Here is a 24,210-nt window from a genome sequence, read left to right as displayed (position 1 = left end):
CGCGCCAGCAGCTCAGGGCGCGGAGAATCGCTGGGCATTGCCCATGTGCGGCCAGGCGTAGGCCTGGATATTGGTCATCATCTGCTTGAGGTGATTGCGATCGTGATGCACCCACTCGTGCAGGATGTCGGACACGGTGAGCGGACCCACCTTGGGATGCTGACCCCCGCGCGAGAGCCCTGCCGTCGTCAGCGTCTCGACGACCTTGAGCCCTTCCGCGCGCGTCTTGCCCAGCTCGTCCAGCAGCGCCGACACCGGCTTGCCGCAGTCGCCCCGGCCGCGCGCGACCTCGTCCTGATCCCAGCCGACGCAGGCCGGGTTGTCGGCGTCGAGGAACTGCTGGATGCGCCCGCCGAAGCCACGCCGGTCGGCCTCGATCAGATGGCCCAGCACCTCCTTGGCGCACCACTCGCCCGCCTTGGGATGCCAGGAGGCGGCACCGTCGGACAGGGCCGAGGCCTCAGCGCGAATGGCCTCGAGACTGGCGCGCAACAGCGCGGCCGCCTCGCGGGGCGAGAGCGGCGCGGTCGAAGGCTCAGCGGACATGCACGCCTCCCGTCGCGGAGCGCGCGTCCGCGATGTCATGGCGCGCGCCGTCGATCAATAGCGTGATCCGCCCGCCCCGCTCTTCCAGGTGGGACGCGAGCTGCTGCATGGCGAGACGCCCCATGCGCGCGCGGAAGGCGCCGCGGCGCACGCGGCAGTAGAGGCGGCCTCCTTCGGCCGCGAGCGTGGCGGGGTCGAGCAGCTCTTGCAGTTCACCCGCGAGCACGAGCCCGACACGGTGGAGCCGCCCGCCCTCGACGTCCAGGCGCAGCCGCTGCACCACGAACGGCGTGTCCTCGACCTCGAACCAGTTCTGCTCGCCCTGACACGGCACGAGCCAGCGCCCGTCGACCTCGCGGCGCATGCCAAGGAGAAAGAAGCGCAGCGTGGCGGAATCGACGATCTCGGAGCCGTCGTGGAAGACGCGGCCGTCCGCGTCCACCTTGTACTGATACTCGCGCACGGTCATGCTCGCCTCACGCGACGCGCGCGGGCCACTCCGGCGGATGGGTACCAAGCGGCGTGGAGGGCCTCGCGAAGCGCCCCGGTGTCTCGGAAAGCCGTGCCACCGGCGCCACCGCCCGCATGCGGCCCCATGGGGTGTCCGTCTCCTCCATGAGGTCCGCGACGGCGTCGGCGCGAAGATCGTCCAGGGCGAGGCCGTTCACGCGCCCCAGGCGATCCAGCCAGCGGCCGGTCTGGGCGAGGGAGAGGCGCACCAGCCAGCTACCGCCCTGCGTGGCGCGCCGGGCCAGCGCCACCATGGCGCCGAAGGCGAGGAGATAGCCGCTCGCGTGGTCGAGCGCCTGACAGGGCAAGGGGCGCGGCTCGTCGAGGCCGTGAGCGCGACCGCCCTCCGCCGCGATGCCGGTCACCGTCTGCACGATGCTGTCGAAGCCGCGGCGGTCGCGCCACGGGCCCTCGTGGCCGAAGGCGGAGAGCGACACGTAGACGATGCCCGGGCGCAGCCGCGCCAGGTCCTGCGGCGCGAAGCCGTGAGCCGCGAGGGTGCCCGGGCGATAGCCCTGGCTGAAGACGTCGGCCTCGCGCGCAAGGCCGCGCAGCCGCTCGGCGTCCGCCTCCTTGTGGAGATCGAGGTATGTCGAGAGCTTGCCCCGTCCCATGTCCTGGACCAGCCGCTCCATGCTCGGCCAGCCCGGCGCGGTCACGCGCAGGACGTCCGCGCCATGCTCGGCGAGCGTGCGGCCGCACACGGGCCCCGCGATCACGTGCGTGAGGTCGAGGGCGCGGACGCCGGACAGCGGACGCGAGCCCGCGGGCAGTGGCTCGGGCGGCGCGTCGCCGATGCGGATGATCTCCAGCGGCAGCAGCATGGCGAGAGCGAGGGCCTGGGGATGCGCCTGCCACTCCTCCGGCGCGCGCAGCAGGCCCGCGCACATCCGCGCATTGACGAGCGCTTCCTCCAGCTCGACAGCCTTCCAACCCTGGACAGCCTCGGTGACCGCCTCGCGCGTGGCCTCGCAGCGCAGCACGCCGAGAGCCCGATCGCGATGGTGGGGGAAGTTACAGTGGAGCTGAATCCATCGCCGGTCGCCGGCGCGGAAATAGCCGGAGGCCGGTCCCCAGGGATCGTCGCCGCCCTTGCCGTCGACCCGGAGATAGCGCTCGGCGCGGAACGCGGCCGCGGCCGCGCGCGCGTCCACGTCCACGGTCTGCTCGCGGCCGGTGCGCAACTTCCAGAGCTCCGCGGCGGCCAGCCCGGACGCCGCGATGGAGGCCTGCGCCGCCGTGGCGATCTGGAAGATGCCTGGGAGCACCGGGTCACCGCCGTGGAAGCGGACGCGCTCGAGCGCGAACGGGTCGCAGCCGGCCCAGCGCCAGAGCTGGGCGAGGGCGATCTCGGGCGAGGTCATGAGACAGGTCCGCGGCGCGGATCAGTCTGAGTCGGCGTCGGCGTCGGCGTCCGCACCCGGCGCAACGAGGGCGCCGCAGCGGCACCGGCACAGCAGGCGCCCGTCCACCCGGACCAGCGTCCAGTGGGTCGCCCCGCACGCGTCGCAATCCTGCGGCAACGCTTCCAGCGCGGCGGCCGCCCCCTCGTCCATCATCTCGGTCTCGCCGACCTCGACGCTGGCCTCGGCGTCCTCCTCCTCACGCTGCAGGAGCTCCTCGAGGTCGGGGTGCATCCACGAGTGGCCGCAGGTCCGGCAGTGGTGCTGCTCGTCGCGAAACACGCGCTGCGCGCAGCCCGTGCAGATGAAGACATCACCGTAGAGCTCGGGCTGACAACGGAGCGGCTTGCGTCCGCATGAGGGACATTCCACGACGGGGGACGCGCCGAGGTAGATCACCTCGGAGGATTCGGCCATGTAAGCGCCCGAGCAGACGCTCTCGACGTCACGAGACCGGCAGGCTATGCAAGCTGGCATCGCCACCTCCTCGCCCCCACTCTACGCGCAGGGAGGCATCTGATCAAACTCCCGGCACGATTTTTTTTCAGAAGCGCGACGCGGTCAGGGTCACGTCCGCGCGCGCCCAGGCGCGGCGGAAGCGCTCGTCCACCGCGGCGGCCTCGTCGGCCTTGCCCTGGACCCGCAAGCTTTGGGCGAGACCGTAGAGCGACCAGCCGTTCTCGGGATTGCGGCGCAGATCCGCCCGGTACACCGCCTCTGCCTCGCCGGCACGGCCGGCCTGCAGCAGCACGGCGCCCAGAGACTGGCGCACGGGGTAGTACCAGGGCGGCGGCTCGGTGAACCAGTGCCCGTCCTGGATGCGTACGGCCTCGGCGAGATGGGTGATGGCGCCGTCGGTGTCGCGGCGCCGGGCCGCCATCTCCCCCGCGAGCACCTCGACCGCCAGTGTCAGCATCTCGCGCGTCTTGAAGAAGCCCGCCACCGTGCGGTCGGTCGGCGTGGCGTCGCGGACGGCGGTGAGCGCCGCCAGCTCGACCTGCGCGGCGGCCGGCTGATCCTTGGCGGACTGGGCGAGCCCCCGCGCGTAGTGCCAGACCCCGCGGACATAGGGCAGCTTCTCGCTGGGCGCGGGCAGCGCGAGCACCTCGTCCCAGCGACCGAAGCGCACCAGGGACACGATGGGCGCCACCGGCACCGTCTCCATGTCCGACATCTGGCCGATCATTTCTGCCGGCACCGCCGCCTCGAAGTCGCGCGCGGCTTTCAGGGTGTCGGCGCTCCGGCCATCCATGCTGGCCGCCTGCCAGATGAAGTCGAGGTTGTGCGGGTAGTACATCATCCGGTAGATCGGGCTCGGCTGGCTGCGCTGGAAATACGCACGGTCGGAGGCAGCCGCGTCCACGTTGACCGCGAAGGCGTCCTGATAGCGTCCGACCCGGTAGTAGATGTGCGACGGCATGTGGACGAGGTGGCCGGCGCCCGGGAGCAGCCCGCGCAGCCGGTCGGCCGCGGCCGCCGCCTTGCCTGGATCCTGGCTCGCCTCCACCGCGTGGATGTAGAGGTGGAGCGCGCCGGGGTGATTCGGGTTCTTGGCGAGCACCCGCTCCAGCGTCGCCACGATCTCCTCGGTGCCAGGCTGGGGCTGGCCGTCCGGCGTCCAGAGGTTCCACGGCCGGAGATTCATCATGGCGTCGGCGAAGAACGTGGCGATCTCGAGATCGTCGGGGAAATCACGCGCGGCGGACCGCATCGCCGCCGCGTAGGCCTGGTCCTTCGGGGCGCGGTCGCCGCCCGGCTGATGCCGCCGCACCAGCGCGTCGATGATCGCGCGCTCGGCGGGCGTGGCCTGTCGGCCCGCCGTAAAGGCCATCTGGGTCGCATCCCACGCGCCCTTCTCGCGCTCGGGGTTGGTGGGGTCATTGTAGTTCGACCCGTACGTGATCGCGATGCCCCAGTAGCACATCGCGCACGCGGGGTCGAGGCGCGCCGCCTCCCGGAACGCGCGCTGCGCCTCGAGGTGGTTGAAGCCGTAGGTCAGGCGCAGACCCTGGTCGAAGTACTGCTGGGCCTGCGGCGACGAGGTCGTGATCTTGTGGCTGTACGTGCCCAGATCGGTCAGCAGCGCGGGCGGTGTCGCCGTCGCGCCCGCGGCCGCCGGTGTGGCGGTCCCGTGCGCATGCGGCGTCGAGCCATCCGGCTGCCCGGCGCAGCCGGCGGCAAGGACGACGAACGCGAATGCCAGAAGACGCGTCCAGAGCGTCATGACGTGGTCCTCCGATCAGGGGGTGAGACGGAAGAGACGCCCGGTACCGCGGGCACGGGGAGCAGATCCACCTTGGAGAAGCCGGCAGCCCGCGCATACACCGCGTCCACCAGGGCATCGTCGCCCGCGCCGGCGGCCACGACCACGGTGCCGCTCGGCGCCGCGAGATGCCGCATGCGACGCAGCGTCCGAAGGGAATGCGCGAAGTCGTCGCGTCCGTCGAAGGCCACGACCAGATCGTAGGGACCGGCCAGCGGCGCCTCGTCGGGCGGCGCCACGTGGAAGACCACGCGCCCCGCCAGGCCCACGCGACTCGCCTCCGAGCTCGCGGCGGCGATATCGGCCTGGTTCTCGCTCACCGCGTCCACCTGCGCGCGGGGGAACTCACGCGCGAGATCGATGCTCGACCGCCCTACGTGCGAGCCCAGCTCCGCCACGCGCCCGCCCAGGCGAAGGCGCTCCGCCACATCCGGCATGGCGGCCATGCAGACATCCTCCAGATGCTCCCCGTGTTGCCCATTCCGACTCATCCATTCCTCCGTTCGTGTTGGGTCACGAGGCGGGGAAGACTGCAGGGGCCATGCCAGCAGGTAAGGCGCGATCCGGCGCACAATTACGACGCAGCGCAAGGTCACATTGCGGGCAGCCCGCCCTGGACCGGGCGGCGACAAGGGCATCGCGCCGGGACGCTGCGCGCGATGGCGGACATCGGCTCAGCGCGGCTTGTCACCCGCCAGGGTGATGCGGTGCATGAGGCGCCGGTGGCCCTGGTAGTCGTTTACCGCGTTGTGCTGCACGCAGCGGTTGTCCCAGAAGGCGATGGAGCGGGCGCGCCAGCGGAAGCGGCACGTGAACTCGGGCTTGATTTGATGGCGGTAGAGATAGTCGAGGATCGGCGCGCTTTCCTCGCGCGTGAGGCCCTCGATGCCGACCGTGTGCGCCACGTTGACGTAGAGCGCCTTGCGTCCGGTCTCGGGGTGCGTGCGCACGAGGGGGTGCGTGGCCACGTATTCCTGGCGCGCGTCGGCGCGGCCGCTGTCCTTCATGCGGTCCTCGCGCGTCTTCGACACGTCCGCGCTCGCCGAGCTGTTGATGCCGCGCAGCCCCTCCAGCAGGCGCTTCATGCCGTCGGAGAGCGCCTCGTAGGCCAGGTACATGTTGGCGAAGAGCGTGTCGCCCCCGGCCGGCGGGACTTCGCGCGCGATCAGCATCGACGCCATCGGCGGGATGTCGAGATAGGCGGTGTCCGAGTGCCAGATGCCGCCGAAGTTCACGTGCTCGTCGGCTTGCTTGAGCACGGGAATGATCTCGGGCGCCTCCGGCAGGCCCTTCACGAACGGATACTCGATGGGCTCGCCGAAGCGCCGCGCGAAGGCGAGGAACGCGGCGGGCGGCAGCTCCTGGTCACGGAAGAAAATCACGCCGTGCCCGAGCCAGGCGCGCCGGATGGCGGCGACGGTCGCGTCGTCGAGCGGCCCTGAGAGATCGACGCCGGAGACCTCGGCGCCGAGGGCGCCGGCCACCGGCTCCACCACGAGGGCTCGGATGGTCATGGCGTCACGCTCACGCGGGCGTGAAGGTCGGGACCGGCGGCCCGCCCTCGGTGGGCTTGAACACCACGCGCACGCGCTGGCCGATGTGGATGCCGTCGAGGTCGCAATCCACGATGTTGGTCATCATGGTCACGCCCTCCTCCAGTGTCACGTACGCGATCGCGTAGGGCACCTCCGCCCGGCGCATCACGCTCCAGGAGTAGATGGTGCCGCGGCCGGAGGCTTGCTGCCACTCGGTGCGGTCGCTCCCGCAGAAGGGGCAGATCGCGCGCGGGTAGTAGTGCACCTGGCTGCAGGCCAGGCACTTCTTGAGGAGCAGGCGGCCCTGGGCGGCGCCGTCCCAGAAGGCCCTGGTCTCGGGATTGGGGTGCGGCGCGGGGATCCTTCGCTCGGCGGTGGCCATGACGCTACTCCCGCTCCAGGATGACGGTGGCGCTGCCGTGCCGCGTGCCCAGCGAGCCGCCGGTGCCGTGGGCGAGCGCCAGGTTGCAGTTCTTCACCTGCACCTTGGGATGGGCCTCGCCGCGGAGCTGGCGGACCGCCTCGACGACCTTGGTCATGCCGCCGCGATTGGCGGGGTGATTGTTGCAGAGCCCGCCCCCGTCGGTGTTGAAGGGCAGCCGCCCCGTGCCGGAGATGAGGTTGCCGTCCGAGACGAAACGACCGCCGCCACCGCGCGGGCAGAAGCCCAGGTCCTCGAGACAGATCAGCACGGTGATGGTGAAGCTGTCGTAGATCGACACGTACTTGATGTCGCCGGGCTTCACGCCCGCTTCCTCGAAGGCCATGGGACCGGAGCGCGCCGCGCCGGTGTACGTGAGGTCGACCTTGCCGCCCATCTGATGCTTGGGTGCCTCCCCCGCCCCCAGCAGGCGCACGCGCGGCCGCTTGAGGCTCTTCGCCACCTCCGGCGCCACCACCACGAGGGCGCCGCCGCCGTCGGTGATCACGCAGCAGTCCAGGCGATGCAGCGGATCGGCGATCATCGGCGAGCCGACCACGTCCTGCACGGTGACCACCTCGCGCAGCAGCGCGTGCGGGTTGTGCTGGGCGTGGTGCGAGGCGGCGACCTTGATCCACGCGAGCTGCTCGCTCGTGGTGCCGAACTCGTGCATGTGCCGCTGCGCGGCCATCGCGTACAGGTTCACCACCGTGGGGCCGAACGGATACTCGAACTGCACGTCGGGCGCGGCGGTGCCGTAGTTGCGGGGGGCGGTGCCCGTCGCCATGCCTTCTGCGCGCGGCCGGCCGGCCAGGGTGATGAGCGCGATGCGGCATTTCCCTGCCGCGATGGCCTCGGCGGCATGAGCCACGTGGATCACGTAGGACGAGCCGCCCGTCTCGGTGCTGTCCATGTGGCGGAGCTTGAGCCCCATGTAGTCAGCCATGGAAAGCGGCCCGAGCCCCGGCGCGTCGCCGGCACAGAAGTAGCCGTCCACGTCGTCCTTGGTGAGCCCCGCGTCCGCCAGCGCGCCCTGCGCCACCTCGGCGTGGAGCTGCGCGAGGGACTTGTCGTCCGCCTTGCGGGTCGGATGCTCGAACGCCCCGGCGATGCAGGCCTTGCCCTTGATGGTCATGGGGGGATTCTACGCGAGCGCGGCCCGCGCGTGCACCATGGGCTCCGAGGCCTCGAAGCTCGCGCGATCCGCGGGATCGAGCTCGCGCGCCGTCGACTCCAGGGCGGTCATCGCGCGCGCGGCGGCGGCGCGGGCGTCGTCGGGGCGGCGGGCCTCGCGCAGGAGGCGCGCCGTCGCCAGGGCGGCGCGCCAGCGCATGGGCGCAGCCTGCAGCTCCGCGGCGAGTGCCTCGACCTCGCGCAAACGCGGCAGCGCGGCATCGATCCCTTCCAGCACGCCGAGCGCCTCCGCCTCGACGCGCTGCGCCTCGCCGATGAACGCCCGCATCCAGGGCGCCCGACCGGCAGCCTCCTTCGTCAGCGCGAGGGCACCGTGAGGGTCGCCGGCGGCCAACTTGAGCGCCGCGCGCATGGTGAGCGGCGGAATCATGTAGAACACCAGGTCGCCGGAGTCCACGACGGAGGCGGCCAGCTGCCCATCCGCTTCCTCGGGCTTTCCCAGGGCGATCAGATCCTCTCCGACGTTCGAGCGCGCCTCCGCCATCCAGATGTTGGCGCCGAGCTCGCCGGCCATACGGAGCATCTCCTCGTGAAGACGCAACGCACCCTCGGCATCGCCCACGCCGAGCCGCGCGCGGCCCAGCATGGAGAGCGCCATCACCGTCCACTCCCGATGATCGATGGCGCGCGCGATGGACAGCGCCGTCTCCGCCTCACGGCGGGCCAGCGTGTAGAGGCCCGCCGGGAGCGCGAGCTGCGCGATGGCGCCCCGCGCGAATGCCTCCGGGGCGCGCGCTCCGCTGTTCGTCGCGAGCTCCAGAGCGCGGCGCACCCACGGCTCCCCCGCCTGCCAGCCGTCGCGGTAGCCATAGCCGAAGGCCATGTTGATGAGCGCGGAGGACTCGTTCACCCAGTCGCCGAGCGCATGGAGCTGGCGCGCCGCCTCCTCGGACTGCACGATGCTGGGCCCGAAGTCCCCACGGAGGGCCGAGCACATGCCGAGCATGTCCAGGACGCGGGCCTGGCCCAGCCCGTCGCCCAGCTCCGCGAGCAGACGGTGGGATTCCTCCAGCTCCGCCCGGCTCTCGGCGCCGCGCGCGACATTGAGGAGCATGATGCCGAGCCGCGCGCGGGCCTCTGCCAGCGCGCGCCGATCGGCGCCGTCCCGCAGCGCATCGACCGACTGGCGCGTCAACGCCAGGCCGCGCGGATAGTCACGATGCCCGCCCCACAGCGCCCCGAGGGCGCCGAGGATGCGGCCTCGCGCGACGGCCTCGCCGCGCGCTTCGGCCTGGGCGAGGGCTGCCTCGAGATCCGCCCGAGCCCGATCGAAATCGCCGAGCAGCGCGTGAACCTCGGCTCGCGCCTCGAGCAGCGATGTGACATCGCCCCTTCCCTCTCCGGCGCGCTCGGCAGCCGCCACCGCTTGGTCGTAGCGGAGCACGGCCTCGCTGTTGGCGAAGGCCTGACGGGCCGAGGCCGCCGCCACCTGCGCGTGACGGGCCGTTTCCTCCCACGCCTCCGCCTCCTGATAGTGATAGGCCAGCAGCGGCGCCAGCTCGCGGGCACGGCCCGGCTCCAAGGCGAGAAGGGCATCGGCGGTACGCCGATGCAGCGCGCGGCGGCGCGGGGCCAGGAGACTGGCACGCGCCACGTCCTGGGTGAGCGCGTGTTTGAAGACGTATACGGGCTCGCCGCCTTCCGTCCGCGTATACAGGAACTCGAGCCGCGTCAGCTCACTCAGGGCGGCCGCGAGTGCCGGGCCACGGGCATCCCCCGCATCCTCCAACGCTTCAAGGAGCCGCATCGAAAATTCCCGCCCAATCACCGAACTTGTTTGTAAAACCCGCTTGGGGAGCTCGGCCAGGCGATCGATGCGCGCCGTGAGCACACCGTGCACGGTGTCCGGCACCTCGATCTCCGCCCGCGCGCCGCCGTGATCGGTCATCACGCGCGCAAGCTCCTCGAGGAAGAACGGATTGCCTTCGGCCTTGTCGAGGATGCGGGAGGCGAGGGTGCCGGCGGGGGCGGCCGCCGACAAGAGTCCGCTCACGATGGCGAGGCTGTCCTGCGGCCCTAGCGGACGCAGCGTGAGCTGGGTCGCGTACGAGCAGTCGAGCCAGGGCGGGCGATAGCCGGGCCGATAGGTCGCGAGGAGGAGGATCGGCGCGGGAGCGAGCCGCTCGACCAGCGAGGCCAGGAACGCCTCGGACGTCTGGTCGATCCAATGGAGGTCCTCCACGAGGAGCACGAGCGGCCGGCGGCGCGCGAGGCCGAGCAGCAGCTCGCGAAGCGTGTCGAAGGTGCGCGCCATGATGACGTCCGCGCCAAGCCGAGCGAGTGGGTCATCCTCGGACTTCACACCCAAGAGGTGAAGGAGATACAGGGCCCGGTCATCGGCCCCGGCCAGCCCCGCCCGCTCGCGCGTGGCGCCGACCGCCGCGGCGATCTGCTCCGGCGTGTCCATCTCGGCGAGGCCGCACGCCGCGCGCAGGAGATCGAGCACGGGCAGATACGGGATGGCGGCGCCGTACGAGAGACAGCGGCCTTCGAGCATGGTGACGTCGTGCGCCGCCGTGGCCCGGCGGAGCTCGAGGGCCAGCCGCGACTTGCCCGCGCCGGGCTCGCCCACGACGCCGACGGCCTGCCCGCGACCGGCGCGCACCTGCTCGAGGAGCTCCACGAGCACGGCCATCTCGCGCTCGCGTCCCACGAAGCGACTGAGCGAGCGGCCGCCCTCGACGTCCAGCGCCGAGCGGCGGCTGCCGCGCCCGGTGAGCTCGTGCACGACGAGCGGCTCGCTGCGGCCGCGGATGGCCATCGCCCCGCGCGATTCGAGGGTCGCGTAGCCCTCGACGAGCCGCGCGGTCGCGTCGCTCACGAGGATGCGCCCCGGCTCGGCGGCCTGCTGCAGCCGCGCGGCCAGATGCGTGGTATCGCCCACTGCGGTGTAGTCCATGCGGAGGTTGTCGCCGATGGCGCCGACCACCACGAACCCGGTGTGCAGGCCCATGCGTAGCACCAGCGGCACCACCTCGCCGGAGTCGAGCGCGATGGGGCTGGCGTCGATGGCGTGCCGGATGTCCAGCGCCGCGAGCACGGCACGGAGCGCATGATCCTCGTGGGCGAGCGGGGCGCCGAACAGCGCCATGAAACCATCGCCAAGGAACTGATTCACCGTGCCCTCGTAGCGATGGACGCCGGCGAGCGCGGTCTCGAAGAAACGGCTCAGCAAGGCGTGCATGCGGTCGGGGCCGAGCCGCTCGGCGAGCGCGGTGGAGCTGACGAGATCGCAGAAGAGTACCGTCACCGGCTTGCGCTCGCCCTCGATGGCGGTGCGTGTGGTGAGGATCCTCTCGGCGAGATGGCGCGGCGTGTAGGACTCCGGGGCGGGCCGCGCCTCCGCCGGGGGCGCGCCCGCGACGGCGCGGCCGCATGCGGGGCAGAAGCGCGCGCCATCGGGCAAGTCGGCACCGCAGGCCGCGCAGCGCGCGCCTAGCCGCGCCCCGCACGCCACGCAGAACCGCGCTCCCGGCGGACTCTCCTGCTGACAACGGGCGCAGCGCGAGCCGGGGGAAGCCGCCATGCGGAGAATTATGGCATTCCTCCCGAGAAGCCGTCGCGGTCGGGCAGGCGCCCCGAGCCGCCACCCGCCTCCGAGTCCAGCCCCGGCGGCCCGGAAACCGACGTGCCGACGCATCCTTACCAGCTCGCATGTGCGGCGCGCGACGGCTCTGGCACGGATCTCGCTCTTCGCCCCGCTCATGACGACCATGGCCCACGACGGTTCAACGCTCTCTTACGTCCATATGGGCTCCGGCACACCGGTGCTCTGCCTTCATAGCTCTGCCGGCTCAAGCGTTCAATGGAAGCGGCTCGGTGCCGACCTCGAGCGCCGGTATCACGTGCTCGCCCCGGATCTCCACGGCCACGGCGGCACCTCGCCGTGGGGCTTCGCGCGGCCCATGCGGCTGGCCGACGAGGTCGCGCTGCTGATGCCGCTCCTGAGCGAGTTGCCCGTGCCCATTCACCTGATCGGCCACTCGTACGGCGGCGCGGTGGCGCTCAAGCTGGCGCTGAGCATGCCCGAGCGCATCCAGAGCCTCACGCTCTTCGAGCCCGTGCTGTTCGCGTTCCTGCGGCGCCTGGACCCGCACGCCGCCTACGCCGAGGTATGCCAGGTCGCGGAGGCCTGCGTGAGCTCGGTGCAGGATGGCCGTCCCGCGGAAGCGGCGCGGGCGTTCGTGGATTACTGGAATGGCGCAGGGTCGTGGGCGCGGCTGCCGGATCGTCAGCGCGTGATCATCGAGCGCTCGATGCCTGCGGTGGCACGGCACTGGGAGGCGGTCTTCGGGGAGCCCATGTCGCTCGACCAGTGCGCCGGCCTGCACGTGCCGACGCTGCTGCTCACGGGCGATCGCGGGCCCAGTCCGGTGCGCCGTGTCGTCGAGCTCCTCGCCGGTGTGCTGCCGAGCACGATACACGGCGTGATCGCGGGCGCGGGCCACATGGCGCCGGTGACGCATGCCGACGCGGTCAACGCGGCCATCGCCGCACACCTCGCGCGTCACCCGATCGGGGCCGTCGCCGCCGCCTGATCTCGCGCCGACCCGCGCCGGGCCGTCCGGCTCGTCGGTCGCCCCGCTTCAGTAGCACCACGGGCCGTGCTAGGCTCCCGCCTGCCATGGCCCGCATGCTCACCGTCGGCGCCGCCCAGCTCGGCCCCATCGCACGCAGCGAGGGCCGCGGCGACGTGGTCAAGCGGCTCCTCGCCCTGCTCGCCCAGGCCCACGCGCGCGGCTGCGAGCTCGTGGTGTTCCCGGAGCTCGCCCTCACCACCTTCTTCCCGCGCTGGTGGATGGAAGATCAGGCGGAGATCGACGCCTTCTTCGAGCGGGAGATGCCGGGGCCGGAGACGCGCCCGCTCTTCGACGAGGCGCGGCGCCTCGCCATGGGCTTCTGCCTGGGCTATGCCGAGCTCGTCAGCGAGGGTGGGCGAACGCGCCGCTTCAACACCTCCATCCTCGTGGACCGCGCGGGAAAGATCGTCGGCCGCTATCGAAAAGTCCATCTCCCCGGCCATGCCGAGCACGAGCCCTATCGGGCGTTCCAGCACCTCGAGAAGCGCTACTTCGCGGTGGGCGACCTGGGCTTCCCGGTCTGGCGCGCGTTCGGCGGCGTGGTCGGCATGTGCATCTGCAATGACCGGCGCTGGCCGGAGACGTATCGCGTGATGGGACTTCAAGGGGTGGAGCTGATCTGCCTCGGCTACAACACGCCCGTGCACAACCCGCCGGCGCCCGAGCACGATCTGCTCGGCCCCTTTCACAATCACCTCGTCATGCAGGCAGGCGCCTACCAGAATGCGACATGGGTCGTGGGCGTGGCCAAGTGCGGGCGGGAGGAAGGCTGCGACATGATTGGCCAGAGCGCGATCATCGCGCCCTCGGGCGAGATCGTGGCGCTCTGCTCGACGCTGGGGGACGAGCTGGCGACGGCACGCTGCGATCTGGACGCCGCCAAGTCGTACAAGGAGACGGTGTTCAACTTCGCCCGCCACCGGCGCCCCGAGCACTATCGATTGATCGTGGACCGGACCGGGGCCGAGCCCCCCGCCTAGCAAATACCTGTAGATTCAGGGAAAAATGACCTGGAACCCGGACCCCGGGATGCGGCATCTCAATTCGTGGAGGCGAGAGACATGACTGACTCGAGCGTGCTCCATCTGGACGACAAGACCTTCGACGAGACCCTTGCGACCACTGAGGGTGTGCTGATGGTGGATTTCTGGGCCGAGTGGTGCGGCCCCTGCCGCGCGGTGAGCCCGGTGCTGGAGGACCTCGCGCGGACGTCGGGCGGCAAGGTCACCCTGGCCAAGGTCAACGTGGACGAGCATCCCGCGCTGGCCTCGCGCTTCGGCGTGCGCTCCATCCCGACCATCCTGTTCGTCAAGGACGGCAAGATCCGCGACCAGGCTATCGGCGCCCTGCCGAAGGCAGCCCTGCAGAAGAAGATCGAGACGCTGGCGTAACGACGCGACGCCCTCACCCTAGCCCTCTCCCCGTCTCACCGGGGAGAGGGTTTTTTGTTTTGCTCCAGGGCTAAGGGGTGAAGGTGTCCAGCAGCAGGCCGCCCAGGGCGGTGAGCAACACCACCGCCCACGGCGGCAGGGTCCACACCGCCAGCAGCGCAAAGGCCACCAGCGCGAGCGCGAAATCGGCGGGACCCCGCACCGCGCTGGTCCACACCGGGTGATAGAGCGCCGCGACGAGAATCCCCACGACGGCGGCGTTCACCCCGCGCATCGCCGCCTGCGCGCCCGCGTGGCGGCGGAACGCGTCCCAGAACGGCAGCGCGCCGATGAGGACCAGCAGCCCGGGCAGGAAGATCGCGACCAGGCAGAGCGCGGCCCCGGGCCAGCCGCCGGGCGGCGCGCTCATCACCGCGCCCAGGTACGCGGAGAACGTGAAGAGCGGGCCCGGCACGGCTTGGGCCGCGCCGTAGCCCGCGAGGAAGGCGTCGTGGCCAACCCAGCCCGGCGTCACCACCGCGCTCTCGAGCAGCGGCAGCACGACATGCCCCCCGCCGAACACGAGGGCGCCCGCGCGGTAGAACGCCTCGAACACCGCGAGGGGCGGGCCCGCGCCCAGCCGCACCGCCAGGGGCAGGGCGACCAGCAGCAGCGCGTAGGCCGCGAGGCAGCTCCAGGCGAGCGCGCGCGGCACCAGGATCGGCAGCGCGCCTTCCGACGGCGCCGCCGCTCCCCGGCACAGCCAGAGGCCTACCAACCCGCCGAGCACGATGGCGGTAATCTGCCCGGCGGCGGCCGGCGCGAACGTCACGGTCAGGGCGCCGAGGACGGCCATGCTCGCCCGCTCGCGGTCGGGACAGAGGCTGCGCGCCATGCTCCATACGGCCTGGGCGACGACGGCCACCGCGACGAGCTTGAGCCCATGCAGCGCGCCGCCCGCCGCCGCGCCGTCGAGGCGCCCCGCGAGCCGCGCGAAGAGCGCCAGCGCGATGGCGGAGGGAAGCGTGAAGCCGGCCCATGCCGCGAGGCCGCCGAGCACGCCGCCACGCGAGAGTCCCACCGCGAAGCCGACCTGGCTCGAGGCGGGCCCGGGCAGGAACTGGCCGAGCGCGACGAGGTCCACGAAGGCGGACTCCGTGAGCCACTTCCGGCGCTCCACGAACTCGCGCCGGAAATAGCCCAGATGCGCGATGGGCCCACCGAACGAGGTCAGGCCCAGGGCCAGGAAGACGCGGAAGATCGCGCCGACGGAGTCGCGCACGGGGCGGGCTCGCGCAGCCGTCAGTAGCGATTCGCGATGGGCAGTTCCTGGGCGGGGAAGAGCGTGATCACCTGCGCACCCTTCGGCGTCACGATCACCTCCTCTTCGATGCGGGCGGCGGAGATGCCGTCGGTGGCCGGGCAGTACGTCTCCACCGCGAACACCATCCCTGCCTGGAGCTCCATCGGCTCCTCCATGGAATTCAAGCGCGAGATGATGGGCCGCTCGTGGAGCCCCAGGCCTAGGCCGTGGCAGAAGTTCAGGCCGAACGCCGCCATCTCGCTCTCGAAGCCGATGTCCTGCGCCTTGGGGAAGCAGCGCGCGATGCGGTCCGTGCTCACGCCGGGCTTGATGAGGTCGATGGCGCTGTCCATCCAGTCGCGCGCCTTCTTGTAGGCCGACTGCTGGGGTCCGGTGGCGCGGCCCACGCTGAACGTTCGGTAGTAGCACGTCCGGTACCCCATGAAGGACTGGATGATGTCGAAGAAGGCCTGGTCGCCCGGGCGGATCAGGCGGTCGGTGAAGTTGTGCGGATGAGGTGAGCAGCGCTCGCCGGAGATCGCGTTGATAGCCTCCACGCAGTCCGAGCCCATCTCGTAGAGCCGCTTGTTGGCCAGCGCCACGATCTCGTTCTCGCGCACGCCGGGCTTGAGCGCCTCGTAGATGTCCTGGTAGACGCCGTCACCCATGGCGGCGGCCATGTTGAGCAGGGCCAGCTCGTCGACGTTCTTGATCACCCGCGCCTCCAGCATCACCTGCTGGCCGTCGCGCACCTCGATGCCTTGCTTCTGGAGCGCGAAGAGGAACGGCGGCTCGACCATGTCGATGCCGATCGGCGTGCCCGCCACCCCCTCGCGCACGAGGATCTCCTTGATCTCGCGCGCGGCCTGCTCGAAGAGCCCCGACTTCGGGGACACCGCCCCGCGCATCCCGACCATGCCGGCGAGACAGTGGGTGGCGTCGAGCCACGGCGCGTAGAGCCGGTGGTGGCGCGCCGCCGAGCCGAAGTCCCACACCCAGGGCTCGCCGCTCCCGGCGAGCAGGCAGTAGCGAATCAGCTTGTCGCGAGCCCACTCCCCGATCACGGTGCTGGAGATGTAGCGGATGTTGTACTGGTCGAACATGAGGAGGGCGCCGAGGCCGGAGCGGGCGAGGGCCTGGCGCGTGCGCCCCAGGCGGTAGGCGTGCAGGCGCCGGAAGTCCACGCGCTCTTCGAAGTCCACCTGCATGCGGCCGGGCGCCTGGATGGGCCGGTCCCAGCGATGCTTGGGGTCGATGGAATCCGGCGTGATGGGGCGGGGCTCGACGGCGGGCTTACGGGCCATGGGGCCTCCTCGGCGTGTGCGCGGCTTCGTGGCCTTCGGGTGTGCGCCCTTTAGGATCTCGGCCCGCATCCTATTATCCTGGGGTCATGGTCCGCTACCACTTCTCGGGCATCGGTGGGGCGGGCATGAATCCCCTCGCGCGGCTCATGCGGGCCCGCGGTCACGACGTGCAGGGCTCCGACCGCGCCTTCGACCAGGGCAAGAGCGCCGACCTCGCCGCGCAGCTCCGCGCCCTCGGCATTCGCCTCCTGCCCCAGGACGGCTCGGCGATCAGGCCGGGGCTCGACCGCTTCGTGTACTCCACCGCGGTGGAGGCGGACACGCCCGAGGTGAAGGCGGCGCGCGAGCTCGGCATCGAGCGCATCGCGCGGCCGGCGCTGCTCGCGGAGATCGTCAACGCGGGGGGCCCGGGCGTGGCCATCGCGGGCACCAGCGGCAAGAGCACGATCACCGGCATGGTGGGCTGGATCCTGCGCGACGCGGGGCGCTCCGCCACCGTGCTGGGCGGCGCGGCGCTGGTGGGCGAGGGCGTGAGCGGCTGCTTTCAGGCCGGGCCCGAGGGCGCGCCGGTGGCCGCCGAGGCCTGCGAGTCCGACGGCACCCTCACCGGCTATGCCGCCGGCCTCGGGCTCGTCCACAACATCAGCCGCGACCACGGCGAGGTGGAGGCGCTGCGCCCGCAGTTCGAAGCCTTCGCGCGCCAGTCGCGCCGGCTCCTGGTGAATGCCGCCTCGCCCGAGGCCGCCGCACTGGGCCGCGAGTTCGGCGCGCGGACCTACGGCGCGGCGCCGGACGCGGCCGCGCGGCTCGAGATCGCGGCCGTGGGCCCGTCACGCGCCCGAGGCGCGCTCTACACTTCGAGCGGAAACATCACGATCGACGTCCCGCAGCCCGGCGCGCACAATCTCGAGAACGCGGCGGCGGCCGCATTGGTCGCGCTCGAGCTGGCCATCGAGCCGCGCGCGGTGGAGCAGGCGATCCGCACCTTTCCCGGCGTGGCCCGCCGCTTCCAGGTGATGGGCGTCACCCCGGGCGGAGTCCGGGTGGTGGACGACTATGCGCACAACGGCGAGAAGATCCGTGCCGCGCTGACGACCGCGCAGGCCGGCGCGGCAAGGGTCGTCGCCGTGTTCCAGCCGCACGGCTACGGCCCCGCGCGCTTCCTGCGGCCCGAGCTGCGCGAGATGCTGCCGCGCCTCCTGCGGCCCGCCGATCGCTTTTGCTACGCGGAAGTGTTCTACGCGGGCGGTACCGTGACCAAGGATGTGACGAGCGGAATGCTGGCCGAGGACCTACCGGCCGCGCTCCGCTGCGGCTACGCGCCCGACCACCCCGCGGTGGTGCGCTGGGTGGCGGCGGAGGCGCGCCCCGGCGACACCGTGCTGCTGATGGGCGCGCGCGATCCCGACCTGCCCGCCCTCGCCCGGAGCGTCTTCACCGCCCTCGCGTAGGGCGCCGGTCCGCCGGTCAGCGGTGCCGCCCGAGGAGCGTGACGAGGGCGGTGATGCCCTCCTCCACGAGGTTCGTGCCCGCGGCGAGGTTGTAGCGGAGGTACGGGGCCTCGGACTCCAGCTTGCGGAAATCGCGGGAGACGGCGGCCCGGTCCTGCAAGAGCTGGGCGACGAGCAGGGGGTCCGTCCTCCCCTGCCGCGCGTCCTCCCGCCTGGCCTCGTCGCGCTTGAGCCCCGCGACCACCGTCTCCACCTGCTTGGCGTCCAGCATGGAGAGCGGCGCCCGGCAGTAGCCGCACGCGGAGCCCTTGGCGAGGTCCACCGGCGCCCCGCACGAGGAGCACGTCACGCTGCGCACGTTCCGCTTGAGATCCTCGATCTCCAGCGGGCTCAGCGGGCGCACGAAGTTCTTCTCGCGGAGGAACTCGAGGAACGTGATGAAGTGGCCGTGCTCGGCGGGGCAGCCCCAGTACGAGAAGCGCGTGCTGCGCTGCATGTTCGCGGTGCGCGCGAGGGGCGCGCGGCAGCGGGGGCACGCGAGAGCAGTGCCCATCAGCGCCGGCGCTCGCCTGTTCTCGTGGATCAGGACGAAGAGATCGAGCACCGCGCCGGGCGCGAGCGCGAGGCTCTCCATGCCGTCGAACCAGAAGGCGGCGCAGGTCAGGCAGAGATCGAGGTCGATGGGCGCGCCGTAGTTCGCCTCGAATGTCCGCTGCGTCATCTCCCCGCTGCAGCCGGGACAGGCGAGCGCCACGCTGGATCTCGGCGGAACGCTAGGCCAGCGCGCTGCCGCACTCGGGGCAGAACTTACTCGGCCGGTCGAGCCGCGTGCTGCAGCGCGGGCACACCGTGCCGACGGGCGCGGCCGCCGCGGGCGCCGCGGGCCGCTGCATCGCCTGCCCCATGGCCTGCCCCATCGCGATGCCCGCGCCCACCCCCACGCCGGCGCCCGCCGCGCCGCCCGCGTTCGCGGCGGCCGTCGGGATCGAGCGCGCGGTCTGGAACTGGGTGTAGCGCGGGAGGTCGCCCACGATGCCCATGCCGATCCGCTCGTCGAGCCGCTCCTGCAGCTCCTCCGGCAGCGAGATGTTCTGGATCTGGAAGCTCACGAGCGAGAGCCCGAGGGCCTGGAAGGCCGGCTGCGCCTTGCCGAGCACCGCGCGGGCAAGCGCCTCCTGGTTCGCCGCCATGTCGAGGAAGGGCACCTGGCTGCCGCCCAGGTGATCCGTGAGGGCGGAGACGAGCGTGTTCCGCAGCTGCCCCTCGAGGTCACCCAGGCCGTAGCTGTCGCGCGTGCCGGACAGCTCACGGAACATCACGCGCGGGTCGCCCACGCGGAAGCCGTAGACGCCGAAGGCGCGGATGCGCACCGCGCCGAACTCGCGGTCGCGGATGGTCAGCGCGCTCGCGGTACCCCAGGTCTGGCCCAGCCGCTGCCGTACGGAGAAGAAGTACACCTCGCTCTTGAACGGCGACTCGAATTGCTTGTTCCAGTGGCGGAGGTCCGTGAGGACGGGCAGATTGCGCGTGTGGATGGGGTGGGTGCCGGGGCCGAAGAGATCGGCCACCTTGCCCTGATCCACGAACAGCGCCATCTGCGTGTCGCGCACGATGAGCCGCGCGCCCTGCTGGATCTCGAGGTCGGCGGTGGGAAACCGCCACGTGAGCACGTCGTCGCCGTCCTCCGTCCACTGCAGGACGTCGATGAACTGCTTCTTCACGAAGCTCGCGATGCCCATGGGTCCCTCCCGCGCCGTCGGTGGTCGAAACGTCCCCGGGACGGAGCGCAGCAACCGATATGCCAGAAAAGTCTACAGGGATTTCAGCTACTTGGCCGGGTCTCCCGCCGAGGCGGTGTCGTGGACTGTAGGGGCGGGATGCCCCCGGGCGTCAGTCGGCGTCGCGGGCGCCGATCCCGCCCTCACGGACGAGCCGCAGGCTCCGCGCGCTCGCCTCCAGCACCCGCCGCGCCTGCGCCAGTGCCAGCAGCGGAAAGTAGTTCCGGTAGAGCGTGTAACGGAGATAGAACACGCCGGGAAAGCCCGTCCCGGTGGCGAGCCACTCGTCCCACGTGCCGTCGGCTTTCTGCGTGTCGATGAGGTAGCGCACGCCGCGCATCAGGGCGTCGCCGTCGCCCTGCCCGGCCGCGATGAGCCCCAGCAGTCCCCACGCGGTCTGCGACGGCGTGCTCGGCGCGGGCACGAACTGTCCGTCGCCGTAGCTCGCGCAGCTCTCGCCCCAGCCGCCGTCGGCGTTCTGCACCGACGCGAGCCAGCGGCCGGCCTGGAACATGGCGCGCGAGGCAGTCCGATCGTGGGCGGCACGCAGCCCCCGCAGCGCGAGGAAGGTACCGTAGACGTAGTTCACGCCCCAGCGCCCGTACCAGGAGCCGTTCTCCTCCTGCGTCTGGAGCAGATACGCGGCGCCGCGATCGACCGGCTGATCGGTGATGCTCAGCCCGCGGCGGCAGAGCGCCTCCAGCACGCGCCCGGTGATGTCCGGGCAGGTGGGATCGAGCATCGCGTTGTGGTCGGCGAACGGCACGCGGTTGAGCAGGGCCCAGTTGTTGTCCACGTCGAACGCGGCCCACCCGCCGTCGCTCGACTGCATCTGCGTGAGCCAGATCAGGGCGCGCCGCTCGCAGCGCGCCTGCGCCGCCGGATCGCTGGCCTTCGCGTGCTGCAGCGCGAGCAGGACCATCGCGGTGTCGTCGATATCCGGGTAGTGCTCGTTGTTGAACTCGAATGCCCACCCCGACGGCTCCGTCTCCGGCCGCTTGACCGACCAGTCGCCGCGCCGGCGGATCTCCTTGGCGACGAGCCAGTCCGCGGCGCGACGCTGCGCCGCCGCGGCCTCGTGGCCCTGCTCGCCGAGGGCGAACATCGCGATGGCGGTGTCCCAGACCGGCGAGAAGCACGGCTGGAAGTAGAGCCGCTCCCCGGTGTCCGTCATCAGCTCCTCGTACACGCGGAGGGCTTCGACGAGATCGGGATGATCACGCGGATAGCCGAGACACTCGAGCGCCATGATGAAGTACATCATCGCCGGATAGATCGCGCCCAGCCCGTCGCTGTGCCGCGTCCGATCGAGCATCCATTTCTCGGCCTCGCGAAGCGCCGACCTGCGGATCACCTCGGGCGCGCGGTGCTCCCACACCTTCAGCGCGGCGTCGATCTGCGTGAAGACGGCGGACAGCCGGTCCCGCCGCGGGAAGCGGAAGCTCTTGCCGGGCAGCGCCAGCTCGTCGAGCGTGAAGCCCGCGGGGACGGGCCGGCGCCCCGCGCGCGCCTGCACGATCGACAGCGGTACCACGATCGCGCGCGTCCACGACGACATCTCGTAGATGATGCCGCCGGGGAGCAGCACGAGCTCCGGCGGGATGGTGGGCACGTAGCGGCGCGGGTAGAGGCCGAACAAGCTCAGGTTGATACGGACGTAGCTGTTCGTTTCCTGGATGCCGCCCAGCCGCAGCACCGCCGCCCGCGCGAGACGCATCGGCTCGGCGTCGGGTGAAAGCCCAGCGAGCTTGAGCGCCGCATAGGCTTTCACGGTCGCATTGATCTCGCCGGGGCCGTCGGGGTAGATCGGGAATCCGCCGTCCGCTCCCTGCACGCCGAGGATGGCCTCGCGCGCCCGCAGGATGCGGTCCCAGCTGGGCGGCCGCCACGGATCGTTGTCGGGGGGATGCAGCCATAGCTGCAACACCACGTAGTCCGACTCGAGCGTGCTGTCGCCGAGGAGATCGCCGCACCAGTAGCCCTCCGGCTTCTGGAGCGCGAGCACCGCCTCGGCGGCGTGGTCGGCGACCACGCTCGCCTTCTCGGCAAGGGCCTCGCGGCTCTCCGCCGCGGGCCGGACGCGCGGGAGCGCGCCCTCGCCGGGCTCGAACGAGGAGGACGACATAGGCACTCAGTGTAAACGATCGGTGCCCCGCTCCCGGCATGCCGGGAAGGGACGGGGCCGGCAGGCCGCGGCCGGGGCGCGTGTGATACCATTCCCCCTCGACGCGCGATCCGCGCGGAATCAGCGAATCCCATCCGTCCACCGAGGAGACACTCATGGCGATCAAAGTCGGCGACAAGCTGCCCGGCGGCACGCTCACCGAGATGATCGAGACCGAGCAGCCCGGCTGCACCATCGGCCCCAACAACTTCAGCGTGGCGGATCTCGTCAAGGGCAAGAAGATCGTGATCTTCGGCCTGCCCGGGGCGTTCACCCCCACGTGATCGCAGAAGCATGTGCCAGGGTTCCTGGCCAACTTCGACAAGCTCAAGGCCAAGAAGGTGGACGAGATCTGGTGCGTCGCAGTGAACGACGCGTTCGTGATGGGCGCGTGGTGCAAGGATCAGAAGGCGGGCGGCAAGGTGCGCATGATGGCCGACGGCAGCGCCGTATTTACCAAGGCCCTCGGGCTCGACATGGATCTCACCGCGCGCGGCATGGGCGTCCGCTCGCAGCGCTACTCGATGCTGGTGGACGACGGCACCGTGAAGGCCCTCAACGTGGAGGCGCCCGGCAAGTTCGAGGTCAGCGACGCCGACACCATGCTGAAGGCGCTGTAGGACGGCACCTCCCTCGTGACTCGGCTGCGGGTCGGCGTCCTCGGGCTCAGCCACGACCACGTCTGGTCCAATCTCGCGGCGATCGCCGCGGGCGACCAGGGCGTGCTCGCGGCGGTGGCCGAGCCCGACCCGCGGTTGCGCGAGCGCCTCGCCCGCGAGCACGGGGGGGCGGCGGCGCTGACCGACTTCGCGGCGCTGCTCGAGCGCCGCGATCTCGACACCATCCTCTGCTTCACCGACAACCGCGCGTCCGCGGAGTGGGGCGCGCGCGCCCTCGGCCGCGGCTTCCCCGTGATGGTCGAGAAGCCCATGGCCGCGGATCTGGCGGGCGCCGACGCCCTCGTGGCCGCGGCCCGTGTCGCGGGCCGGCCCCTCATGGTGAACTGGCCCACCGCGTGGCGACCGGCTCTGCGCCACGGGGTTGCCCTGGTGAGCGGCGGCGCGGTTGGCGAGCCCGTGCAGCTCGCCCATCGCGGCGGCCATCGGGGCCCCCGTGAATTCGGCTGCTCGGAGCAATTCTGCGCGTGGCTCTATGATCCCGCCCGGAACGGCGGCGGCGCCCTCGTGGACTACTGCGGCTACGGCGGCATCCTCGCCCGCACGCTGCTCGGCCGGCCCGAGTCCGTCACCGCGGTGGCCGCGCATCTCCGCAAGAAGGACCTCCCCTCGGAGGACAACGCGGTGGTGGTCCTGCGTTATCCGCACGCGCTCGCGACGCTGGAGGGCTCGTGGACGCAGATCGGCGGCGAGCCCGGCTTCGCCTTCATCGTCTACGGCGACACCGGCACGCTGATCGTGCATCAGCCGCGCCCGACCCACGAGGGGCACAAGGTCGGCGGGGGCCGCGTCCAGATCGTGCGGGTGGACGGCAGCGAGACGATCGAGCCGCCCGAGCTGCCCGCCGGCGAGCGCGACGGGGTGTCGTATTTCCTCGCGCGGCTGCGCGACGGCCGGCCCATCACCGGGCTCTGCGCGCCCGAGGTGGGCCGCGACGTGCAGGAGATCCTGGCTGCCGCGCTCGAGTCGAGCGCGACCGGGCGCACCGTCGCGCTCCCGCCCGCGCGCGCGTAGCTTACTTCGCCCCCGCCTCCAGCACGTCGATGACCCGGCGTGCGGTCGTGATATCCTCGCCGGTCTCCGCGGCGAAGCGGCGCATGGCGTCGATGCGCTTGCCGTCCTTGAGGAGCCCCAGCAGCTCCACGCGCAGCGGCGCGGCAAGCCCCTGGGCGAGGGACTGCGCCTTCGCCTCCTGCGCGGCATTGGCCTGCTTCGTCGAGCGAAAGGCGGCGAGGCCCTGGGCGGTGGGACACGGCACCACCTGGTACCAGATCGCCCCGACCGGGGCGATCTCGGCGAGGAGAGTCCCCGCGCGCGTCGCGCTCATCTGGAGGTCGATCTGGATCTGATGGGTCGGGGCCACGGGATAGCGGCCCATGCTCGCGGGCATGGCCGGCGACGCATCCTTGGCGAGCGCCCGCACCGCCGCGATGCGGTAGGGGCCCTCCCATTTCCACCGGAACGCGCGCGCCGTCCAGTCGTCGAAGAAGTCGCGGTTGTCGTCGGTGATGCATTCCAGCGACTTGGGGTGGATGAGCTTCCGGTACCGCACCGCGTCCCGGGCGCGAGCCGCCGCCACGTATTGCTCGGCGAAGCGCCGGTGGTCCGGCTCGATGGCCGTATCACGGCTCTGTCCGTATACGGTCCCGCCGGCCGCCAGCAGCGCCAGCGCGACGAGGCCGATGGGGGCAAATCGGCGCATGGTCTGGTC

The 24,210-nt window shown here is 71.5% G+C and carries 21 protein-coding genes and 1 pseudogene; 6 read left to right on the top strand and 16 right to left on the bottom strand.

What is annotated here, in order from left to right:
- Positions 1-12: 12 nt before the first annotated feature.
- The 10 genes from VFX14_06250 to VFX14_06205 all read right to left on the bottom strand — a co-directional run bounded on the left by VFX14_06250 (position 13) and on the right by VFX14_06205 (position 11,398).
- A complete protein-coding gene (locus tag VFX14_06250; protein ID HEU5189271.1) occupies positions 13-546 on the bottom strand; it encodes a DinB family protein in 534 nt (177 codons plus the stop codon).
- On the bottom strand, positions 536-1,015 hold the full coding sequence (locus VFX14_06245; GenBank protein ID HEU5189270.1) for a hypothetical protein: 480 nt from the start codon (positions 1,013-1,015) through the stop codon (positions 536-538). The genes VFX14_06250 and VFX14_06245 overlap by 11 nt, the downstream gene beginning before the upstream one ends.
- A gap of 7 nt (positions 1,016-1,022) precedes the next feature.
- Positions 1,023-2,420, bottom strand: a complete 1,398-nt coding sequence (locus tag VFX14_06240; GenBank protein HEU5189269.1) for a CoA transferase — start codon at positions 2,418-2,420, stop codon at positions 1,023-1,025.
- 21 nt (positions 2,421-2,441) lie between these two features.
- Complete coding sequence (locus VFX14_06235; protein ID HEU5189268.1) at positions 2,442-2,876, bottom strand: hypothetical protein; 435 nt, start codon at positions 2,874-2,876, stop codon at positions 2,442-2,444.
- A 127-nt stretch (positions 2,877-3,003) separates the two neighbouring features.
- On the bottom strand, positions 3,004-4,683 hold the full coding sequence (locus VFX14_06230; protein ID HEU5189267.1) for a hypothetical protein: 1,680 nt from the start codon (positions 4,681-4,683) through the stop codon (positions 3,004-3,006).
- On the bottom strand, positions 4,680-5,213 hold the full coding sequence (locus VFX14_06225; GenBank protein HEU5189266.1) for a class I SAM-dependent methyltransferase: 534 nt from the start codon (positions 5,211-5,213) through the stop codon (positions 4,680-4,682). Before VFX14_06225 ends, VFX14_06230 begins: the two co-directional genes overlap by 4 nt.
- Positions 5,214-5,396: 183 nt before the next feature.
- Positions 5,397-6,236, bottom strand: a complete 840-nt coding sequence (locus tag VFX14_06220) for a TauD/TfdA family dioxygenase (protein ID HEU5189265.1) — start codon at positions 6,234-6,236, stop codon at positions 5,397-5,399.
- Positions 6,237-6,246: 10 nt separating this feature from the next.
- The gene (locus tag VFX14_06215) at positions 6,247-6,639 is read right to left on the bottom strand and encodes a Zn-ribbon domain-containing OB-fold protein (protein ID HEU5189264.1); all 393 of its coding nucleotides are present in this window, start codon (positions 6,637-6,639) and stop codon (positions 6,247-6,249) included.
- A 4-nt stretch (positions 6,640-6,643) separates the two neighbouring features.
- Positions 6,644-7,813 carry a thiolase domain-containing protein gene (locus VFX14_06210; protein HEU5189263.1) on the bottom strand — a complete coding sequence of 390 codons (1,170 nt, stop codon included), beginning with the start codon at positions 7,811-7,813 and terminating at the stop codon, positions 6,644-6,646.
- Positions 7,814-7,822: 9 nt separating this feature from the next.
- A complete protein-coding gene (locus VFX14_06205; protein ID HEU5189262.1) occupies positions 7,823-11,398 on the bottom strand; it encodes an AAA family ATPase in 3,576 nt (1,191 codons plus the stop codon).
- Here VFX14_06205 and VFX14_06200 point away from each other — a divergent pair.
- The 3 genes from VFX14_06200 to trxA all read left to right on the top strand — a co-directional run bounded on the left by VFX14_06200 (position 11,397) and on the right by trxA (position 13,843).
- Positions 11,397-12,410: an alpha/beta fold hydrolase gene (locus VFX14_06200; protein ID HEU5189261.1), complete on the top strand. Its 1,014-nt coding sequence runs from the start codon at positions 11,397-11,399 to the stop codon at positions 12,408-12,410. The genes VFX14_06205 and VFX14_06200 overlap by 2 nt on opposite strands.
- An 86-nt stretch (positions 12,411-12,496) precedes the next feature.
- Positions 12,497-13,432: an N-carbamoyl-D-amino-acid hydrolase gene (locus VFX14_06195; GenBank protein HEU5189260.1), complete on the top strand. Its 936-nt coding sequence runs from the start codon at positions 12,497-12,499 to the stop codon at positions 13,430-13,432.
- A gap of 81 nt (positions 13,433-13,513) precedes the next feature.
- Positions 13,514-13,843 carry a thioredoxin gene (gene trxA / locus VFX14_06190; protein HEU5189259.1) on the top strand — a complete coding sequence of 110 codons (330 nt, stop codon included), beginning with the start codon at positions 13,514-13,516 and terminating at the stop codon, positions 13,841-13,843.
- Between the two features lie 70 nt (positions 13,844-13,913).
- On the opposite strand, the gene chrA is transcribed toward trxA, so the two are convergent.
- Both chrA and VFX14_06180 read right to left on the bottom strand, forming a co-directional pair.
- A complete protein-coding gene (gene chrA, locus VFX14_06185) occupies positions 13,914-15,104 on the bottom strand; it encodes a chromate efflux transporter (protein ID HEU5189258.1) in 1,191 nt (396 codons plus the stop codon).
- A gap of 20 nt (positions 15,105-15,124) precedes the next feature.
- A complete protein-coding gene (locus VFX14_06180) occupies positions 15,125-16,429 on the bottom strand; it encodes a Xaa-Pro peptidase family protein (GenBank protein HEU5189257.1) in 1,305 nt (434 codons plus the stop codon).
- An 86-nt stretch (positions 16,430-16,515) separates the two neighbouring features.
- Here VFX14_06180 and VFX14_06175 point away from each other — a divergent pair, with 86 nt between their 5' ends.
- Entirely contained in the window at positions 16,516-17,880 is a 1,365-nt protein-coding gene (locus VFX14_06175) for a Mur ligase domain-containing protein (protein ID HEU5189256.1), read from the top strand.
- Between the two features lie 16 nt (positions 17,881-17,896).
- On the opposite strand, the gene VFX14_06170 is transcribed toward VFX14_06175, so the two are convergent.
- From VFX14_06170 to shc, 3 genes are all read right to left on the bottom strand, one after another.
- On the bottom strand, positions 17,897-18,634 hold the full coding sequence (locus tag VFX14_06170; GenBank protein ID HEU5189255.1) for a hypothetical protein: 738 nt from the start codon (positions 18,632-18,634) through the stop codon (positions 17,897-17,899).
- A gap of 19 nt (positions 18,635-18,653) precedes the next feature.
- Positions 18,654-19,619, bottom strand: coding sequence for an SPFH domain-containing protein (locus VFX14_06165; GenBank protein HEU5189254.1), 966 nt, complete (start codon positions 19,617-19,619; stop codon positions 18,654-18,656).
- Positions 19,620-19,770: 151 nt separating this feature from the next.
- Positions 19,771-21,783, bottom strand: a complete 2,013-nt coding sequence (gene shc / locus VFX14_06160) for a squalene--hopene cyclase (protein ID HEU5189253.1) — start codon at positions 21,781-21,783, stop codon at positions 19,771-19,773.
- 155 nt (positions 21,784-21,938) lie between these two features.
- Here shc and VFX14_06155 point away from each other — a divergent pair.
- Positions 21,939-22,442: pseudogene (locus VFX14_06155) on the top strand (peroxiredoxin).
- Between the two features lie 15 nt (positions 22,443-22,457).
- On the top strand, positions 22,458-23,513 hold the full coding sequence (locus VFX14_06150) for a Gfo/Idh/MocA family oxidoreductase (GenBank protein ID HEU5189252.1): 1,056 nt from the start codon (positions 22,458-22,460) through the stop codon (positions 23,511-23,513).
- A gap of 1 nt (position 23,514) precedes the next feature.
- Here VFX14_06150 and VFX14_06145 read toward each other — a convergent pair whose 3' ends face one another.
- Positions 23,515-24,201, bottom strand: coding sequence for a hypothetical protein (locus tag VFX14_06145; GenBank protein ID HEU5189251.1), 687 nt, complete (start codon positions 24,199-24,201; stop codon positions 23,515-23,517).
- Between the last annotated feature and the right edge of the window lie 9 nt (positions 24,202-24,210).

It is taken from the genome of Candidatus Methylomirabilota bacterium (genome assembly GCA_035764725.1).
Classification (GTDB): domain Bacteria; phylum Methylomirabilota; class Methylomirabilia; order Rokubacteriales; family CSP1-6; genus DASRWT01.
This window is presented reverse-complemented; position numbering and strand designations above follow the sequence as displayed.

Bases quoted from the DNA above. Each gene is read 5' to 3' on its own strand.
- VFX14_06250 (HEU5189271.1), bottom strand. From the start codon at position 546: ATGTCCGCTGAGCCTTCGACCGCGCCGCTCTCGCCCCGCGAGGCGGCC.
- VFX14_06245 (HEU5189270.1), bottom strand. From the start codon at position 1,015: ATGACCGTGCGCGAGTATCAGTACAAGGTGGACGCGGACGGCCGCGTC.
- VFX14_06240 (HEU5189269.1), bottom strand. From the start codon at position 2,420: ATGACCTCGCCCGAGATCGCCCTCGCCCAGCTCTGGCGCTGGGCCGGC.
- VFX14_06235 (HEU5189268.1), bottom strand. From the start codon at position 2,876: ATGGCCGAATCCTCCGAGGTGATCTACCTCGGCGCGTCCCCCGTCGTG.
- VFX14_06230 (HEU5189267.1), bottom strand. From the start codon at position 4,683: ATGACGCTCTGGACGCGTCTTCTGGCATTCGCGTTCGTCGTCCTTGCC.
- VFX14_06225 (HEU5189266.1), bottom strand. From the start codon at position 5,213: ATGAGTCGGAATGGGCAACACGGGGAGCATCTGGAGGATGTCTGCATG.
- VFX14_06220 (HEU5189265.1), bottom strand. From the start codon at position 6,236: ATGACCATCCGAGCCCTCGTGGTGGAGCCGGTGGCCGGCGCCCTCGGC.
- VFX14_06215 (HEU5189264.1), bottom strand. From the start codon at position 6,639: ATGGCCACCGCCGAGCGAAGGATCCCCGCGCCGCACCCCAATCCCGAG.
- VFX14_06210 (HEU5189263.1), bottom strand. From the start codon at position 7,813: ATGACCATCAAGGGCAAGGCCTGCATCGCCGGGGCGTTCGAGCATCCG.
- VFX14_06200 (HEU5189261.1), top strand. From the start codon at position 11,397: ATGCGGAGAATTATGGCATTCCTCCCGAGAAGCCGTCGCGGTCGGGCA.
- VFX14_06205 (HEU5189262.1), bottom strand. From the start codon at position 11,398: ATGGCGGCTTCCCCCGGCTCGCGCTGCGCCCGTTGTCAGCAGGAGAGT.
- VFX14_06195 (HEU5189260.1), top strand. From the start codon at position 12,497: ATGGCCCGCATGCTCACCGTCGGCGCCGCCCAGCTCGGCCCCATCGCA.
- trxA (HEU5189259.1), top strand. From the start codon at position 13,514: ATGACTGACTCGAGCGTGCTCCATCTGGACGACAAGACCTTCGACGAG.
- VFX14_06180 (HEU5189257.1), bottom strand. From the start codon at position 16,429: ATGGCCCGTAAGCCCGCCGTCGAGCCCCGCCCCATCACGCCGGATTCC.
- VFX14_06175 (HEU5189256.1), top strand. From the start codon at position 16,516: ATGGTCCGCTACCACTTCTCGGGCATCGGTGGGGCGGGCATGAATCCC.
- VFX14_06165 (HEU5189254.1), bottom strand. From the start codon at position 19,619: ATGGGCATCGCGAGCTTCGTGAAGAAGCAGTTCATCGACGTCCTGCAG.
- shc (HEU5189253.1), bottom strand. From the start codon at position 21,783: ATGTCGTCCTCCTCGTTCGAGCCCGGCGAGGGCGCGCTCCCGCGCGTC.
- VFX14_06145 (HEU5189251.1), bottom strand. From the start codon at position 24,201: ATGCGCCGATTTGCCCCCATCGGCCTCGTCGCGCTGGCGCTGCTGGCG.